Origin of the sequence: Paenibacillus caui (genome assembly GCF_019904135.1) — a bacterium.
In the GTDB taxonomy this organism is placed as follows: Bacteria; Bacillota; Bacilli; order Paenibacillales; family Paenibacillaceae; genus Fontibacillus; species Fontibacillus caui.
Genome location: NZ_JAIOGQ010000040.1, coordinates 17412 through 33054, shown reverse-complemented (window position 1 = coordinate 33054; position 15643 = coordinate 17412). Strand labels below are relative to the sequence as shown.

Annotated in this window: 19 protein-coding genes and 1 tRNA gene; 2 read left to right on the top strand and 18 right to left on the bottom strand. The window is 47.2% G+C overall.

Annotation, left to right across the window (positions count from 1 at the left end):
- Positions 1-184: 184 nt before the first annotated feature.
- From rpsR to rpsF, 3 genes are read right to left on the bottom strand one after another with little or no spacing between them, the layout of a single operon-like run.
- Positions 185-457 carry a 30S ribosomal protein S18 gene (gene rpsR, locus K7397_RS19055; RefSeq protein WP_108467617.1) on the bottom strand — a complete coding sequence of 91 codons (273 nt, stop codon included), beginning with the start codon at positions 455-457 and terminating at the stop codon, positions 185-187.
- A gap of 22 nt (positions 458-479) precedes the next feature.
- The gene (ssb, locus tag K7397_RS19050) at positions 480-956 is read right to left on the bottom strand and encodes a single-stranded DNA-binding protein (RefSeq protein ID WP_223070026.1); all 477 of its coding nucleotides are present in this window, start codon (positions 954-956) and stop codon (positions 480-482) included.
- Between the two features lie 39 nt (positions 957-995).
- On the bottom strand, positions 996-1280 hold the full coding sequence (rpsF, locus tag K7397_RS19045; protein ID WP_223070025.1) for a 30S ribosomal protein S6: 285 nt from the start codon (positions 1278-1280) through the stop codon (positions 996-998).
- A gap of 198 nt (positions 1281-1478) precedes the next feature.
- On the opposite strand from rpsF, the gene K7397_RS19040 reads away from it, so the two are divergent.
- Positions 1479-1676, top strand: coding sequence for a YjzC family protein (locus tag K7397_RS19040; protein WP_223070023.1), 198 nt, complete (start codon positions 1479-1481; stop codon positions 1674-1676).
- A 363-nt stretch (positions 1677-2039) separates the two neighbouring features.
- On the opposite strand, the gene K7397_RS19035 is transcribed toward K7397_RS19040, so the two are convergent.
- The 4 genes from K7397_RS19035 to K7397_RS19020 form a co-directional block, all read right to left on the bottom strand.
- Positions 2040-2130 (bottom strand) — tRNA-Ser (locus K7397_RS19035).
- A 61-nt stretch (positions 2131-2191) separates the two neighbouring features.
- Entirely contained in the window at positions 2192-2419 is a 228-nt protein-coding gene (locus K7397_RS19030; RefSeq protein WP_223070029.1) for a DUF951 domain-containing protein, read from the bottom strand.
- Positions 2420-2451: 32 nt separating this feature from the next.
- Positions 2452-3345: a mechanosensitive ion channel family protein gene (locus tag K7397_RS19025; protein ID WP_237691051.1), complete on the bottom strand. Its 894-nt coding sequence runs from the start codon at positions 3343-3345 to the stop codon at positions 2452-2454.
- A 3-nt stretch (positions 3346-3348) separates the two neighbouring features.
- Positions 3349-3609 (bottom strand): putative Se/S carrier protein, encoded by a 261-nt coding sequence (locus K7397_RS19020; RefSeq protein ID WP_223070021.1) that lies wholly within the window; start codon positions 3607-3609, stop codon positions 3349-3351.
- Between the two features lie 138 nt (positions 3610-3747).
- Between K7397_RS19020 and yyaC the strand changes: the two genes are divergently transcribed.
- The gene (gene yyaC / locus K7397_RS19015) at positions 3748-4353 is read left to right on the top strand and encodes a spore protease YyaC (RefSeq protein ID WP_223070018.1); all 606 of its coding nucleotides are present in this window, start codon (positions 3748-3750) and stop codon (positions 4351-4353) included.
- On the opposite strand, the gene K7397_RS19010 is transcribed toward yyaC, so the two are convergent.
- The 11 genes from K7397_RS19010 to rnpA form a co-directional block, all read right to left on the bottom strand.
- A complete protein-coding gene (locus K7397_RS19010; protein ID WP_223070016.1) occupies positions 4328-4828 on the bottom strand; it encodes a DUF4446 family protein in 501 nt (166 codons plus the stop codon). The genes yyaC and K7397_RS19010 overlap by 26 nt on opposite strands.
- 67 nt (positions 4829-4895) lie before the next feature.
- A complete protein-coding gene (locus K7397_RS19005; RefSeq protein ID WP_223070027.1) occupies positions 4896-6053 on the bottom strand; it encodes an aminotransferase class V-fold PLP-dependent enzyme in 1158 nt (385 codons plus the stop codon).
- 129 nt (positions 6054-6182) lie between these two features.
- The gene (locus K7397_RS19000; RefSeq protein ID WP_223070014.1) at positions 6183-7022 is read right to left on the bottom strand and encodes a ParB/RepB/Spo0J family partition protein; all 840 of its coding nucleotides are present in this window, start codon (positions 7020-7022) and stop codon (positions 6183-6185) included.
- Positions 7015-7776 (bottom strand): ParA family protein, encoded by a 762-nt coding sequence (locus K7397_RS18995; protein WP_223070011.1) that lies wholly within the window; start codon positions 7774-7776, stop codon positions 7015-7017. The genes K7397_RS19000 and K7397_RS18995 overlap by 8 nt, the downstream gene beginning before the upstream one ends.
- Positions 7777-7900: 124 nt before the next feature.
- A complete protein-coding gene (gene noc / locus K7397_RS18990) occupies positions 7901-8716 on the bottom strand; it encodes a nucleoid occlusion protein (protein WP_223070008.1) in 816 nt (271 codons plus the stop codon).
- Positions 8717-9309: 593 nt separating this feature from the next.
- Positions 9310-10032: a 16S rRNA (guanine(527)-N(7))-methyltransferase RsmG gene (gene rsmG / locus K7397_RS18985; RefSeq protein ID WP_223069996.1), complete on the bottom strand. Its 723-nt coding sequence runs from the start codon at positions 10030-10032 to the stop codon at positions 9310-9312.
- Between the two features lie 9 nt (positions 10033-10041).
- Positions 10042-11931 carry a tRNA uridine-5-carboxymethylaminomethyl(34) synthesis enzyme MnmG gene (gene mnmG, locus K7397_RS18980; protein WP_223069993.1) on the bottom strand — a complete coding sequence of 630 codons (1890 nt, stop codon included), beginning with the start codon at positions 11929-11931 and terminating at the stop codon, positions 10042-10044.
- 142 nt (positions 11932-12073) lie between these two features.
- Complete coding sequence (gene mnmE, locus K7397_RS18975) at positions 12074-13453, bottom strand: tRNA uridine-5-carboxymethylaminomethyl(34) synthesis GTPase MnmE (RefSeq protein ID WP_223069991.1); 1380 nt, start codon at positions 13451-13453, stop codon at positions 12074-12076.
- A gap of 88 nt (positions 13454-13541) precedes the next feature.
- Complete coding sequence (gene jag / locus K7397_RS18970; RefSeq protein WP_223069988.1) at positions 13542-14261, bottom strand: RNA-binding cell elongation regulator Jag/EloR; 720 nt, start codon at positions 14259-14261, stop codon at positions 13542-13544.
- Positions 14258-15139, bottom strand: coding sequence for a YidC/Oxa1 family membrane protein insertase (locus K7397_RS18965; RefSeq protein WP_223069986.1), 882 nt, complete (start codon positions 15137-15139; stop codon positions 14258-14260). The genes jag and K7397_RS18965 overlap by 4 nt, the downstream gene beginning before the upstream one ends.
- Positions 15140-15212: 73 nt before the next feature.
- Entirely contained in the window at positions 15213-15563 is a 351-nt protein-coding gene (rnpA, locus tag K7397_RS18960; RefSeq protein WP_223069983.1) for a ribonuclease P protein component, read from the bottom strand.
- Positions 15564-15643: the final 80 nt, after the last annotated feature.

Below are 15643 nucleotides of genomic sequence, written 5' to 3'. Positions count from 1 at the left end.
CTTTTGCCTCCGGCTTCCTTCAGATTCCACCTCACGATGGGACACCCTTACCCTTGGCTAATGGTAGGCGCTCGCCAGCCCCCATTCCGGACTTTCACCGTGTAGATGACGCCCATGCTGGGCGTACTATAAAAAAAGCCGACCATGGTTTCCCACGATCGGCTTTGGTCCGCTCTCACATCACTTATTCAGTTGTGTATGGAAGCAGTGCGATTTGACGGGAACGCTTGATAGCGATCGTCAAAAGGCGTTGGTATTTGGCGCTGGTGCCAGTTACACGACGAGGCAAAATTTTACCGCGCTCGCTGATGAATTTCTTCAGCAGCTCCGTATCTTTATAGTCAATGTGAGTAATTTTGTTCACAGTGAAGAAGCATACTTTACGACGTTTGTTGCGGCCGCCGCGGCGTGCCGGTCTTTTGTCGTTGTCTCCGCCTTCTCTTTGTTTAAAAGCCATGTTCTATTCAGTCCTTTCCAAGTTAAAATGGCAAATCATCATCCGAAATATCAATCGGCTTCCCATCGTCGGAAAATGGATCCTGATTGCCGCGTGAGTAGCCGCCGTTGTTGCTACGGTTTCCGCCTCCAAAGGAAGCTTCTTCCCGCTGCGTTCCTCCGCCTCCACCGCCGCTTTCGCGGTTGGACTCCAAGAACCGGACATTATCGGCAATTACTTCGGTCACGTACACACGCTTACCTTCGTTATTTTCGTAATTCCGTACTTGTATGCGTCCTTCCACTGCAGTCAAACGACCTTTGCGCAAGTAATTGGCGCAGGTCTCCGCCAGCTGTCTCCACGTTACGACCGGTATGAAATCCGCTTCCCGCTCTCCGCCTTGTGACGTAAAGGGTCTGTCCACAGCAAGAGTGAACTGAGTTACCGCAACGCCCGATGGCGTATAACGCAACTCCGGATCCCGCGTTAGCCGGCCGATTAGAATGACACGGTTCAACAATCCGAGGTCCCTCCTTTGGGTAATCCTTACAACCCGCTATTAAGCAACGTCTTTCGTAATGAGATAACGGATAATCTCATCAGAGATTTTCAAAATCCGCTCAAGTTCGTTAACAACTTCAGGAGTTGCCGTAAAGTTTACGAGCACGTAAACTCCCTCACGTAACTTGTTGATCTCATACGCAAGACGGCGTTTACCCATAACTTCGTGGCTTGTAATTTCCCCACCGTTTTGGATGATGCCTTGGAATTTTTCGACAGTTGCTTGAACAGCTTCCTGCTCAACGTCTGGACGAATAATGTACATCACTTCGTATTTGCGCATATCTTTCACCTCCTCTTGGACTCACGGCCCCCAACTCTATCGCTTGGGAGCAAGGAGCGAGCATAAACTCGCACCATAATAATATAACAAATTGGCGCCTAAGTTGCAAGTTGACATTATTGACCTCTTATCAATTGTGCTGAGCCGGAACAAACTACAAAGGCAGTCCATTATTAAACCGCAAAGGAGACGATACGGATGGGTGAACGCACGGAATTTGAGCCTGGAGACAAAGCGCCCAATGATGGCATTTACACGGAAGTCGGCGAGGCCCGAAGCTTCCATACCCAAATTCAAAACCCAAAACGCATCAAGCTGAAGAAGGGCGAGTCCTTCCCAGACACTACAAACAAGAACCGTAAATGGAAGAAAGCAGAAAAAGCACTTGTCCATTAATTTCCTGATCCGAATTTTATAATCATGCATATTGTTTCATCATGCCGGACATTATATAATCAGACGGCGCAGTCAAGAGAGGTGTGGTTCCGTTGGATCAAGCCGCTTATAACTGCTGTTAGGAGTCTTATTCACGAATACACGGATCATAAGGATATCACCGCTAAAGTTTAGACTTTACGGCGCGGCTGGCCCTTTTGGATCAGCTGTCCAAGTTCCAGTTTTGTGAGACAAGAATTCCAATCAGAAAGCGCCGTCGATTAGGGTCCCGCAAGGGGCCCTTTTCCTTCTCTTATGTTTCGAAAAAATAAAAAAAGCCCTTGCTTCTCCCTGAGATGCAAAAGCTTCATACATTCATTGTAATGGCGGAAAGAGTGGGATTCGAACCCACGCACGCCTTGCGACGCCTAACTGATTTCGAGTCAGCCCCCTTGGACCTCTTGGGTACCTTTCCGCAGCATTATTTATTTTAACATAAATTTATAACACTTGCAACAATAAAATTAATAAACAATTTATTCAGCATTAGGCTTATCATTTTCTAGATCGGTCGCTGCCGAACGAAGTACTTTCTTCATATTTTTCTCAAATTTGGCCCGAGGGATCAGAACGCTATGCTTGCATCCTACACATTTGATCCGAATATCCATGCCCATCCGAATAATTTCCATCTCATTGCTCCCGCATGGATGATTTTTTTTCATTTGTACAATATCCCCGAGTTGAAAAGATTTCCGTTCCATCATGTAGCCCCCTATTTTGCGATAATCTCGATTTATGAAGCTCCTCCCTCTGGTTGGGCTGATCGTCTAATCTCATCTTGCTCCAATGCGTTCTTGGCGTAAGCCTTAATTTCCCGCTCAAGACCGGCTTTCGACCCAGGCTGGCATTCCGCTGTGATGCGAACAACGTATTCGCTGGTGGTCAAGGACTGTACCCCTACTACGTTCGGAACCTGTTCCAGCAGGTTGCTGTCCTCTTTTAATTGAACCATAGCCGCCTTGAGAAGATCAATGGCATCATCAAGCTTCCGCGTATTGCTGAAAGGCAGGTCGACAAGAACTAAAGAATTATTCAAGGAGAAGTTGGTTACATTCGTAATCATCCCGTTAGGAATAATGTGTACCTCTCCCGTCCAGCTGATCAATCGAGTGGAGCGAAGTCCGATCATTTCAACCGTTCCTTTAACGTTTGCAATCTGAATGACATCTCCAACCGCAAACTGATCCTCCAGGATGACAAAGAAGCCGGTAATCACATCCTTGACCAGGCTCTGCGCACCAAAACCGATGGCCAGTCCCAGCACCCCCGCCCCGGCTATCAGCGGAGCCAGATTCACACCGAGTTCGCTTAAAATAAGCATGATCATTACAAAGTTGCTTACAATAGAAGTTACATTCTTCAGAAGTTCTCCAACCGTCACAAAACGTCTTGGACTGACGCTTAACCGGTTATTCTCACGCCGCTGCAAAGAACGGTCAATCACCTTATATATGACTCTGACGAACAACCTTGTCAGGAGCAAAATAACAATGATACGCAGTCCGGAGAACAGAATATGCCCCCACATCGTTGCATCGGTTACTCTGTCCCACATTTGCTGATTCCAGGATTTCGCCTCTTCCAGGGCTTGCTGGGCACTGCTGATTTCAAACAAATAACGATTCAAAAGCTATACCTCCTCCAGCCTGATTGCTTCATAGATGTCGTCTTTTCTTATAAAAATTCCTCTGATCTCGACCTTCTCCTGATGAATCATTGCAGCAACCTGATTCAAGTATTCTCGCGGAAACTGAATAGATAAAGCGCAGCCTGCCGTAATCGTCTTCGGCGTAGGAAACAAGTCGAACTCGATATTCAAATATTCCATAAGCGTTTCTGACCTTAGTGCATGCTGGGTCGAATCGAAGGCCATAACCAGCCAATCCTCCATCTGGACTCCCCCTCTTCTATTTCCAGTTCCAAGTATAAAATTTGTCCATTTTTCATATACTAACTACTACTACCCAAGCTTGCAAATCCGTTTGTCCATGCTCATGACGACTTCCACAGTTAAGGAGAGGAGCCTTTCATGTCACAATTAGAACCTATACCGACAGTGCAGGAGATCCCCTATTTAAAAATACCCCATGCAGAGCCGGATATTCATTCTGCCCTGATTCATCGCCTTTTATTGCATTTCTCTCAAACGGCTTCCCATCGCCCCATCGTCGTTATTTGCATCGGTACGGACCGTTCGACGGGTGACTGTTTGGGACCGCTTGTGGGTACGGCCTTATCTAAGTTCGACCATTCATTCTTTCACTTATATGGTACGCTTGAACAACCGGTTCATGCCATGAACCTGCAGGAGACCTTATCTCAAGTTCATCAAAAATTTGAGGATCCCTTTATTATCGGTATTGATGCTTGCCTTGGTCAATCTTCCAGCGTTGGCTGCATTCAAATTGTCCAGGGACCGCTTCGTCCGGGGGCAGGCGTAAATAAAGAACTGCCGCCGGTCGGCGATATCCATCTCACAGGCATCGTCAATGTCGGCGGCTTTATGGAATACTTTGTGCTTCAGAATACAAGGCTTAGTCTCGTTATGCGTCTCTCAGATATTATTGCCAGCAGCCTTTATTCAGCGATCAAAGAATGGAAACGCGGGTTTACGACTCTTGTCCAGCCAGATTAATGGCTTCCAGCTCCTCGGGAGAAAGCGAATAAGTTGAGTTTCCTTGCTGGAGAGGTTTGGCATAAACATAAGAGCCATCCCGATTAAAAAGACCTGTGATCACTACCCCATCTTTGGCATCATTAACAATGGCTACGGAAAAGCTGAGGTCACTTCCATGATCGGCATAAGCGTTGTACCGCTTTATGCCTATTTTTGCTTTCTGTTTAGGGATAATCGTCTGCAGATGCTGCAGTTGCCGCTGCTGCTTTGCATGTTCGTCCTCCACCTCATCGAGTTGTACCTTTAAATTAACAAGCAAAGATTCCAGGTCCTCTACCCCTGTTCCCTTCATCATCATTTCATATTTGCCGCGCATTCTTTTGAGCCTTGCTCCCTGCACAAAATTCCAAATGAGCAGCCAAACAACCAATAAGGCCAATCCGCCAATCAGCGCAAATAATTGGTCTGAAATGAGATCATTCAATTCCTGCATGTCTGTGTTCTTCTCCTTTTTAATACCCGATGTTCCGCCTGCACGCCATATCACACCGATATTGTTTCTATCTTTGGCTCAATTGGTAAACGGCCCTGAGCAAAGCATCGATTTCCTGCTCCTCTGTAGTATGTCCAACACTCACCCGGACCGCCCCAGTATTTAAAGTGCAGGCTGATTCATGCCCAAGTGGTGTACAGTGATATCCTGCCCTGACCGCAATTCCATATTGCCGATCAAGCTCAAAGGCCGTTTGTGCCGGATCCTGATTTTCAAGCACGAAGGAAACAATTCCGGTTCGGGCAACTCCAAGCTTTGGACCCAAAATCCGGATCCCCTTCAATTCTTGAAGCCCCTCTATAATCTGTTGAGTTAATGTCCATTCATGATTGTAAATAGGCTCTACACCAATTTTGTAAATTTCTTCCACGCCTGCTGCAAGGCCCGCAATCCCGGGTACATTGGGGGTTCCAGCTTCATAACGTTCTGGTCTGATATCAGGCTGTTCCGGTTGTTCGGACTGGCTTCCGGTTCCACCATGCATCTGGGGCTCCAAATTGATTTCCGGATGGATGTAAAGCCCCCCTGTGCCCTGAGGTCCAAGCAACCCCTTATGACCAGGAAATGCCAACAAATCCAGTTTCATGTCCTCCGCATGGATTGGATAGTGGCCTACTGTTTGTGCACCATCTACAAGCATGACCGCCCCATGCTCATGAGCCAGCTCGGCCAGTTCCCGGATTGACAAAATGCACCCTAACAAATTTGAACTGTGAGTGGCAATAACCACCCGGGTATTAGAACGGAACAAGCCTTTCAGAGCCTGAAAATCCATTTCTCCGGATGGCTCGACCGGTACATAATCAACCTCAATATTGGAGGTCCGCTTCAAATATTCGAGCGGTCTTCTTACCGAATTATGCTCCAGCATCGTGGTAATGACGTGATCCCCTGGCTTGACCAAACCTTTTATCGCTAAATTAAGCGCCATGGTTGCGTTATTGGTGAAAGCTACATCATTCGGGTTGCTGAAGCCGAGCAGTTTGGAGAGTGCCATTCTCGCTTTATTCATCATTCGTCCTGCTTGCAAAGACATTCCATGAGTTCCTCTACCGGGGCTTCCAGCGACTCCGGACATCGATTCCAAGACTGCCTGAACGACTGACTTTGGCTTAGGCCAGGAAGTCGCAGCATGATCCAAATAAATGATTTCCTTTGCTTCCAGTGTTCTCCCTCCCCTTGCACTATATGGCCTACTTCATTTGCTTGTTGAATGACGTACCATTTGCTATCTTAACTTCATCCACAAAGAAGACACACCCATCTTCGTTCAAGACAGATATGTCGTCTTCTCTTATTGAAGCAAATCGAGCAAACGCTGCAGATCCTGCTGACTGTAATAGTTGATTTCGATTTTACCTTTATCCTTATTCGATTTGATCTTTACGGTTGTTTTATAACGATCTCGCAGTGTCTCTTCTACTTCTTCAATATAAGGATCTCTCTTTTTCGTCTGAGGTTTCGGCTTATCTTTACCCTTTCGATCCGGTTGCTGGACGGCTTCCTCCAACTCCCTTACGCTCCATTCCTGTTCAATACACTGCTTGGCTAACTGCTTGATGACTTCCGGATTCTTCAATCCTACTAGCGCTCTTGCGTGTCCCATTGATAATGTTCCACGTGAAACATAATCCTTCACTTCTTCGGGCAGCGCCAGCAATCTTAAAAAGTTGGCAATATGCGAGCGAGATTTTCCCACCTTCAGTGAAAGCTCTTCCTGGGTAAGGTTAAATTGGTCCATTAACCCTTGATAAGCTACGGCTACTTCCATGGCATTCAAATTTTCACGCTGTAAGTTTTCGATCAAAGCAATTTCCATAACCTGCTGGTCTGTAAAATTCCGGACAACGGCAGGGATGGTCTCTTTGCCGCAATACTGGGAGGCACGAAATCTTCGTTCGCCGGCTATGATTTCATAGCCCTTAAGCACACTGCGGACAATGATCGGCTGAATAACTCCGTGTTGACGGATGGATTCGGCGAGCTCTTTGATCGCCTCTTCGTCAAACGATTTTCTTGGCTGATAAGGATTGGCGCGAAGCTGTTTTAATGCGATTTCCACCACTTTGTCATCTTCATTAACAGATAGCGAAGGAATCAGAGCATCAAGTCCTTTACCAAGGCGTTTACTCATACGAAACCACTTCCTTTGCTAACTCAAGATAAACCTCCGCTCCCTTGGAGCGAGGGTCGTAGGTCATAATCGACTGACCGTGCGATGGCGCTTCACTTAAACGGACATTGCGAGGAATTACGGTTTTATATACCTTTTGCTGGAAGTACTTTTTCACTTCCTCAATCACCTGTATCCCTAAATTCGTTCTGGCGTCAAACATCGTGAGCAGAACGCCTTCAATCTCCAATGAGGTATTCAAATGCTTCTGAACCAAGCGCACCGTATTCAGCAGCTGGCTCAATCCCTCAAGCGCATAAAATTCACATTGAATCGGAATTAACACAGAATCGGCAGCTGTGAGAGAGTTCAATGTCAATATCCCCAATGAAGGAGGGCAATCAATCAGAATATAGTCATAATCATTTTTTACTAGCTGGATCGCTTTCTTTAAGCGCACTTCCCTGGAAATGGTAGGAACCAGTTCAATCTCCGCACCAGCTAGCTGAATCGTTGCAGCAATCACGTCAAGCCCTTCAATTTGCGTTGGCGTGATCGCCTCTTTCGGATGTATTTCGTTGATGAGCACATCATAAATACAATTCGGCACGTCTGCCTTATTAATTCCAATACCACTCGTTGTATTGCCCTGCGGGTCAATATCAATTAGTAAAACTTTCTTCCCTAACATCGCAAGGCCAGCACCCAAATTAACGGATGTCGTCGTTTTGCCGACCCCGCCCTTCTGATTAGCTATGGCAATAGTTTTAGACAACCTGTTCACCTCAATATTTATAAGAAATCTTCTTGTAGATCTATCGTTGTATTTCTTCAGCTGCAACTACAAAAAGACACAAAAAGCGGCTCTTCCTGCCGCTCCCTGATCACTTATCTATCCATTACCGTTTAGGGATTTGGATTATGATTTCATAATGGTCTTCATGATCCGTTTCCGATGTTTTAATCTGTAAACCGGAATCATTCACCATATCAATGGATTGACGAATGGTATTCAAGGCAAGACGAACATCTTTGGTAAAAGATATCCGTTTCTTCTTTTTAATTTTCGAAACTTCTTTATAAAAAGCAATACGCGCTTCCGTCTGTTTCACGTTCAACTCTTTGGCAATGATTTCTTCAAGAACCTTCAACTGCAGTTCTTCGGTATCCAGTGACAATAGCGCACGAGCATGACGTTCTGTTATTTTCCGTTCCATTAATGCGGTCTTTACCACTTCCGGCAATTGAAGCAGACGGATTTTATTGGCGATCGTCGATTGGCTCTTACCCAGCCTTTGAGCGAGGCTCTCCTGGGTCAATTGATGAAGATCAATCAAATTCTGATAAGCCAACGCTTCTTCGATTGAGGTCAGGCCTTCTCGTTGGAGATTTTCAATTAAAGCAATCGAAGCTGCTTGCGAATCATTAAATTCCCGAACAATGGCTGGAATCGTGTCCCAACCAAGTTTTTTGACCGCTCTCCATCGCCGTTCGCCGGCTATGATTTCATAAGTGTTATTACGATAGCGGACAACAATAGGCTGGATGACCCCATGTGTTTTGATCGTTTGGCACAACTCATCAATCTTCTCATCATCAAAAATGGTTCGAGGCTGATAAGGGCTCCCAACAATCTCCTCAACAGGAATTTGCTTCACTTCATCCCCGACGTTTCGCTCGGTTAAACCAAACAATTTAGAAAATTGTTCTTTCATTCCGCAGATTACCACCTAATTTCATAGTTTCATAAAGACATTTCTTTATGACTTCCCTTAAGACTGCACTGTCTTACCGGAATTTCATTTACCCACGCCGACTTTTCTTATGTAAAACTTTGCAGATCATTAGGTCCATGATTTGCAATTAACTGTATTAAAAAAGCACATGATACTGCAAAAAAATACATCCAAAGAAGTTTGCGGGATAACTCTATTCTACCACTTTTTTCTCTATAATCCTATTATATTCAGAGACGTATTTTTACGTTTCACAGATAATTGTTTCACGTGGAACAGGTTATCTCTATGGTTGTATCAGAAAACTGTAAAAAATAAGGGGTGCCCTAGGCACCCCCATACTAACCAAACAAACTACCTAATCATAACTGGCGAACAAAGAGACAAGGTTACCGCGAAAGGAGACCCGTTCCTTGCCAACATAATCGGGAAACGAGCATCGCTATTAGCATAAACCAGCAGTACTCCGATTTTTTCAGGCAGTAACCAAAGTGAAATCCCTATCCTTACCTACAGGTATATAGAGATAGATAGTTCTCAAAAAAATTAGACTTCGTGGAACACCCCAAAATCTATACAAGCGGTGATTTCAGTGGAGTTCCTGCTTTTCGCGGATACTTGCCAGGAGTCGGATTGCTCTTCTTCACCACAAGAATATGACGATTGGATTCGGATACTGGCAGTGTGAACTGGAACGCTTCCAGAAGCACACCTTTTAGCTCCTTCAAACTGCGTGCTGCTTCCTTTACCTCCTCAGCCAGATCGGTACCTTTCATAGCTGCGAACACTCCACCCACCTTGACAAAGGGCAGGCAAAATTCATTCAATACAGCCAACTTGGCTACTGCACGCGCCGTTACCAGATCATAAGAGTCGCGATGTTCCGGCTTACGAGCCACATCTTCGGCGCGACCATGAATCAACTGCACTTCATCCAGCTTCAGCTCGCCTACAACGTGCTGCAGAAATTGAATGCGCTTGTTAAGCGAATCAACAATCGTCAGCTTTAGATGAGGAAAAGCAATCTTTAACGGAATACCCGGAAATCCTGCTCCTGAGCCGATGTCCGCTATCGCATTTTTCCCTTCCATGTTTACATAAAAAGCAAGCGATAACGAATCGTAAAAATGTTTAATATATACCTCTTCCCGGTCCGTAATGCCGGTAAGATTCATTTTTTCATTCCAGCTGACCAGTTCCAGGTAGTAGCTCTCAAACTGATCAAGCTGCCGATCATTCAGCCTGATCCCTCGCTGCTCAAGCAGTCCGGTAAACTGGGATTGAACATCATCCATGCTTCGTCATTACCCCTCTCTCGATGCCGTCACCCGGTTGAAATGCTCCAGGTAGACAAGCAGAATCGAGATATCGGCCGGTGTTACACCGGAAATCCGGGAGGCTTGGCCGATGGAAATCGGACGGATTTGGGCAAGCTTTTGCCGCGCTTCTATAGCCAGTCCTTGAATGTCTTCGTATTCGATGGAATCCGGAATTTTCTTCTGCTCCATCTTTTGCAGCCGTTCAACATGAACCAGCTGCTTCTCAATGTACCCAGCGTATTTCACCTGAATCTCAACCTGTTCTCTCGTCTCTTCATCAAGTTCGATATCCGAGGGGAACAAGGAATGAATCAAATCATAAGTTATTTCGGGACGCCGCAAAATCGTCAGCAAGTTGCTGCCATCCTGAATCGGCGCCGAACCGTTCTCCACAAGCAGCGGGTTCACATCAGAAGGCTTAACCTTCGTCTTTTGCAAACGTTCGATTTCTTGTTCTACTTTGTGTTTTTTATCCAAAAATTGGCTGTGACGTTCAGGCGAAATCAATCCGATTTCATAACCGATCGGCGTAAGGCGTAAGTCCGCATTGTCATGACGCAGCAGAAGACGATATTCCGCACGCGAGGTAAGCAAACGATAAGGTTCATTAGTTCCTTTGGTCACCAGATCGTCGATCAGAACGCCAATGTAGCCCTCAGAACGGTTCAGGACGACAGGATCTTTGCCTTGCACTTTCCGCGCCGCATTGATTCCGGCCATAATGCCTTGACCGGCCGCTTCTTCATAGCCGGAGGTTCCGTTGATTTGACCGGCCGTAAACAATCCGGGCAGACGTTTCGTCTCCAGAGACGGCCACAATTGGGTTGGCACGATGGCATCATATTCAATCGCATAGCCTGTACGCATCATCTCAACATTTTGCAAGCCAGGGATGGAACGAAGAATATTCAACTGTACATCCTCTGGCATACTTGTTGACAAGCCTTGTACGTAATATTCCGATGTGTTCTTGCCTTCCGGCTCCAGAAAAATCTGATGCTTCGGCTTATCGCTGAAGCGTACAATCTTATCTTCAATAGACGGGCAATATCTAGGCCCCGTTCCCTCAATTACACCAGAGAACATTGGAGCGCGGTGCAAATTCGCATTGATGATTTCATGAGTGTCTACCGAAGTATAAGTCAACCAGCATGGCAGCTGTTCGTTGTCCGATCCTTTTGTTTCATAGGAGAAGAATTTCGGCTTATCGTCTCCGGGTTGAATTTCAGTTTGGGAAAAATCAATCGTATCCTTGTGCACACGAGGCGGAGTACCGGTCTTAAAACGAACCAACTCAAACCCGAGCTCCCTCAAATGGTGCGCAAGACCCACGGAAGGCTGCTGATTATTCGGTCCGCTCTCATACATCAGCTCACCCATAATGATCTTGCCGCGCAGATACGTGCCGGTTGTAAGCACGACGGCTTTTGCCCGGTATTCGGCGCCAGTCTTCGTAATCACTCCAACACACTGTCCGTCTTCCACAATCAGTTCTTCCACCATCCCCTGACGAAGCGTCAGGTTCGGTTCACGTTCCATTGTTTCTTTCATCGCATGCTGGTACAGGAATTTGTCAGCTTGCGCGCGAAGCGCGTGAACGGCTGGCCCTTTCCCTGTGTTCAGCATACGCATTTGAATAAATGTCTTATCAATATTGCGGCCCATTTCCCCGCCAAGCGCATCAATCTCACGGACGACATGTCCTTTGGCGGGCCCGCCGATCGACGGGTTGCATGGCATGAACGCAATCATATCCAAGTTAATCGTCACCATGAGTGTACGGCAGCCCATGCGAGCAGCAGCCAAAGCCGCTTCAGAACCCGCATGACCCGCACCGACAACGATAACATCGTAGCTTCCTGCTACATAGCTCATTACGAATACCTCCTTTATTTTTTGTGTAATTTATATATTTGTTAGGATTTTCAAAACCCTGAATGGATTAAATTTAAAATGAGCTGCTCTACCATGATACCATGAAGTGCAGCCGGATAAACGCATTTCCTGCATTTTGCATTTATTTGCCCAGACAAAATTGCGAGAAAATCTGATCCAGCAGCGCATCCGGCGCTGAATCGCCGATCACCTCGCCTAATTGTTCCCAGGCCAATCGGACATCGATTTGCATAATATCAATCGGGATGCCGCTATCTGCCGCTTCATAAGCATCCAGCAGCGATTGCTTGGCCTTCTTCAGCAGCGCAATATGCCGCACGTTGCTGACGTAGGTCAAATCGCCGGATTCCAGCTTTCCCCCAAAGAACAGGTTCGTAATCGCCTCTTCAAGCCGCTGCAAACCATCATGAGTTTTCACCGACAGCTCAACCATCTGATCCTCTGCAAAATACGTCCGCAGCGCATTTCGGTCCAGCTGCTGCGGCAAATCAACCTTATTGATCAGGACAAGCACCTGACGATGGCGGATGCTTTCGATTAGAACCCGCTCATCCTCATGCAGCGGCTCCGCCCCGTTCAATACGAACAGGATCAGGTCTGCTTCATCCACGGCAGCTTTGGAACGCTCCACTCCGATTTTTTCGACTACATCAAGCGTCTCGCGAATCCCGGCGGTATCGAGCAATTTGAGAGGAATATTATTGATGGTTACATACTCCTCAATCACATCCCGCGTTGTCCCCGGAATATCCGTCACAATGGCTTTATTCTCCCGCGTCAGCGCATTCATCAACGATGATTTGCCGACATTCGGACGACCAACAATCGCTGTAGTAATGCCTTCCCGCAAAATTTTACCTTCGTTTGCCGTCTTCAGCAGCCGTTCAATCTGGTCCACTACCTGGCTGCAGCGGTCCTTGATAAACCCGGTCGTCATCGATTCGACATCATGCTCCGGATAATCGATGTTGACTTCAATATGCGCAAGCGTCTCTACCAGCGTATGACGCATTTCTTTTATTTTTCCCGAAAGCTGTCCTCCCACCTGCTTCAGAGCCACCGAGAAGGCCCGGTCCGATTTCGACCGGATCAGATCAATGACAGCCTCAGCCTGAGAAAGGTCAATTCTTCCGTTCAGGAAAGCCCGCTTCGTAAATTCCCCCGGCTCCGCAAGCCGAATCTTGGATTGCTGAAGCAAAAGGTCCATGACCCGTTTCACGGAAATGACACCGCCGTGGGTACTGATCTCCACTATATCTTCCGTCGTGAAGGAACGGGGAGCACGCATGATCGTGACCAGAACCTCCTCCAGCTTCTCGGAAGTTTCAGGATCTATAATAAAACCGTAATGCACGGTATGGCTGTCTGCTTCGTTTAGCGGAATACGGGAACGGAACAAATGCCCCACTTCCGCAATGGAATCAGGTCCGCTAACGCGGATGACCGCAATACCGCCTTCTCCTACAGCTGTCGATATCGCAGCAATGGTATCGCTTAACATGTCAAGTCTTTCCCCTCTTCCTCAATGTTCTTTAGAATAAAAAACAATGACGTTGTGCCGGAGCAGTACGTCATTGCGGTTCGCTTGTTTACTTGGTTCTTGGCGTAATGACGACTCGCCGATTCGGCTCCTCGCCTTTACTGAACGTCCTCACGTCAGGATGATTCTGCAGCTTCGCATGAATCGCCTTTCGTTCCTGGGGAGGCATTGGTTCGAGCGCTACCTCCTTGCCTGTCCGAGCTACCCGGGCAGCCAACCGTTCGGCCAGTTCCTCCAACGTTTTCTTCCGGCGCTGCCGGAAATTTTCAGCATCCAGAATCAGACGCACAAAGCTGTTCGAATATCGATTGGCCACAATGTTCGCCAAATACTGAAGCGCATCCAGCGTTTGACCTCTGCGGCCAATCAGCAGTCCCAAATTGCTGCCGGATATATCCAGCAGCGTTCCTTCGCGATTCTTCTTAATCTCCACTTCCAACTGGAGACCCATAGTTTCGCCGACTTCACGCAGAAATGACGCCGCCGCCTCATAAGGATCCCGGCCTTGTCCCTCTTCTCCCCGCGCCGGTTCCGGCACGGTATCATGAAAGACCGGTTGATCCTCTTTCGGCAGTTCCGATTCCGGACGATTCGCTGCAGGCAGCGACAGCTCTACTTTAGCTGGCTTCGTCCCGATCAGACCCAGAAATCCTCTTGACGGCTGCTCAAGCACGGTAACGGCAACTTTATCCTCGGTCGTACCGAGCATGGCCAATCCTTGTTTAACAGCATCTTCAATAGTCTTTCCCGACGTCACAACTTTGTTCATTTCGACTTTTTGGCCTCCTTGGCGCTCCGGTTAGGAGTACCGGCTTTTAAATTCGAGCCGCCTTTTTTGGAATTGCCTTTCTTTCCGTCGCTGCCATCAGTTCCGCCGGCCGTCGCGACCGCTGCAGGCTTCCGGTACAGGAAGAAGTTCTGCACGATTGTATACAGGTTACTATAAACCCAGTACAGAGGCAGTGCGGAAGGGAAATTGTAAGCCATAAAGAAAATAAGCACCGGATAAATAAACATCATAAACTGCATCGGTCCTGCAATGCTTGCAGGATTCATGCTGGACATCATCTTCGTCTGGATAAATGTCGTAACCGCGGCAAGCAGAGGCAGAATGAACAGATGGTCCGGTTTGCCAAGTTCCAGCCATAAGAATGAATGGTTTCTGATAGCGCCGTTATAGATAATCGAATTATACAGCGCGATAAATACCGGCATCTGAATCAGAAGCGGGAAGCAGCCAGCCATCGGATTGACTTTATGTTCCTGGAACAGCTTCATCGTTTCCTGCTGCTGCTGCTGAGGATTATCTTTATACTTTTCTTTGATTTTGGTCAGTTCCGGCTGAATGGCTTGCATCGCCTTCGAGCTCTTCACCTGCTTGAGTGTAAGCGGCAAAATCAGCGTCCGGACGATAATCACCATGAGCAGGATCGCCAGTCCGTATTCTCCGTTAAACCACTTGGCAAATGTGTCAAGCGACAGGGAGAACCAATAGACAACGTTGGAATTCCAGAAATTGCCGGTACGCAAATCTTCGGTGGTTGTTGCCTGATGGGCGGATGTTCCGCAGCCAGCCAAAATGGCAATCAGGCCAATAGCCATAATAAGCAGAATCCATCTGCTTCTTTTAGTCTTCAGTAAAGACACTTCAAAACCCCTCTCTTAAGACTCCATCAGGTTAAATCATACCATAATTAAGCGGACAAGGAAAATAAGCCGCTTACGACTTCGAGCCCTTGAGCAGTGCGGCTTTACGCAGGGCGTGGAGGACACTTTTCTGCAGGTCTCCATAGCTCATTTCAAGGGCGCCTTTACGTACGATAAAGATGATATCGACGTGCTCGTTCAGCTTGTCCTTGTTCAGCCTGACAATTTCCTTAATCAGCCTGCGCATCCGGTTACGGACGACTGCATTGCCCACCTTCTTGCTAACGGACACGCCAAGCCGAAACTGTTCCACTTCAGGTCTGGGTGACCAGTAAACAACGAGCTGGCGGTTTGCGAAAGACTTTCCATTACGGTATACACGACCGAAATCGGCGCGATTGCGTAAACGCAGCTTTTTATGCACGGCTTTTCTCCTTGCTTTCCTTGCTATCTTGATCGAAGGCCGGCTCCCGTTAAAGGAACGACCCCGTTTCTTCATTATGG

Coding starts and splice junctions, on each gene's coding strand:
- rpsR (WP_108467617.1), bottom strand. CDS start 457: ATGGCTTTTAAACAAAGAGAAGGCGGAGACAACGACAAAAGACCGGCA.
- rpsF (WP_223070025.1), bottom strand. CDS start 1,280: ATGCGCAAATACGAAGTGATGTACATTATTCGTCCAGACGTTGAGCAG.
- K7397_RS19040 (WP_223070023.1), top strand. CDS start 1,479: ATGGGTGAACGCACGGAATTTGAGCCTGGAGACAAAGCGCCCAATGAT.
- K7397_RS19030 (WP_223070029.1), bottom strand. CDS start 2,419: ATGGAACGGAAATCTTTTCAACTCGGGGATATTGTACAAATGAAAAAA.
- K7397_RS19020 (WP_223070021.1), bottom strand. CDS start 3,609: ATGGAGGATTGGCTGGTTATGGCCTTCGATTCGACCCAGCATGCACTA.
- yyaC (WP_223070018.1), top strand. CDS start 3,748: ATGTCACAATTAGAACCTATACCGACAGTGCAGGAGATCCCCTATTTA.
- K7397_RS19010 (WP_223070016.1), bottom strand. CDS start 4,828: ATGCAGGAATTGAATGATCTCATTTCAGACCAATTATTTGCGCTGATT.
- K7397_RS19000 (WP_223070014.1), bottom strand. CDS start 7,022: ATGAGTAAACGCCTTGGTAAAGGACTTGATGCTCTGATTCCTTCGCTA.
- noc (WP_223070008.1), bottom strand. CDS start 8,716: ATGAAAGAACAATTTTCTAAATTGTTTGGTTTAACCGAGCGAAACGTC.
- rsmG (WP_223069996.1), bottom strand. CDS start 10,032: ATGGATGATGTTCAATCCCAGTTTACCGGACTGCTTGAGCAGCGAGGG.
- mnmG (WP_223069993.1), bottom strand. CDS start 11,931: ATGAGCTATGTAGCAGGAAGCTACGATGTTATCGTTGTCGGTGCGGGT.
- mnmE (WP_223069991.1), bottom strand. CDS start 13,453: ATGTTAAGCGATACCATTGCTGCGATATCGACAGCTGTAGGAGAAGGC.
- jag (WP_223069988.1), bottom strand. CDS start 14,261: ATGAACAAAGTTGTGACGTCGGGAAAGACTATTGAAGATGCTGTTAAA.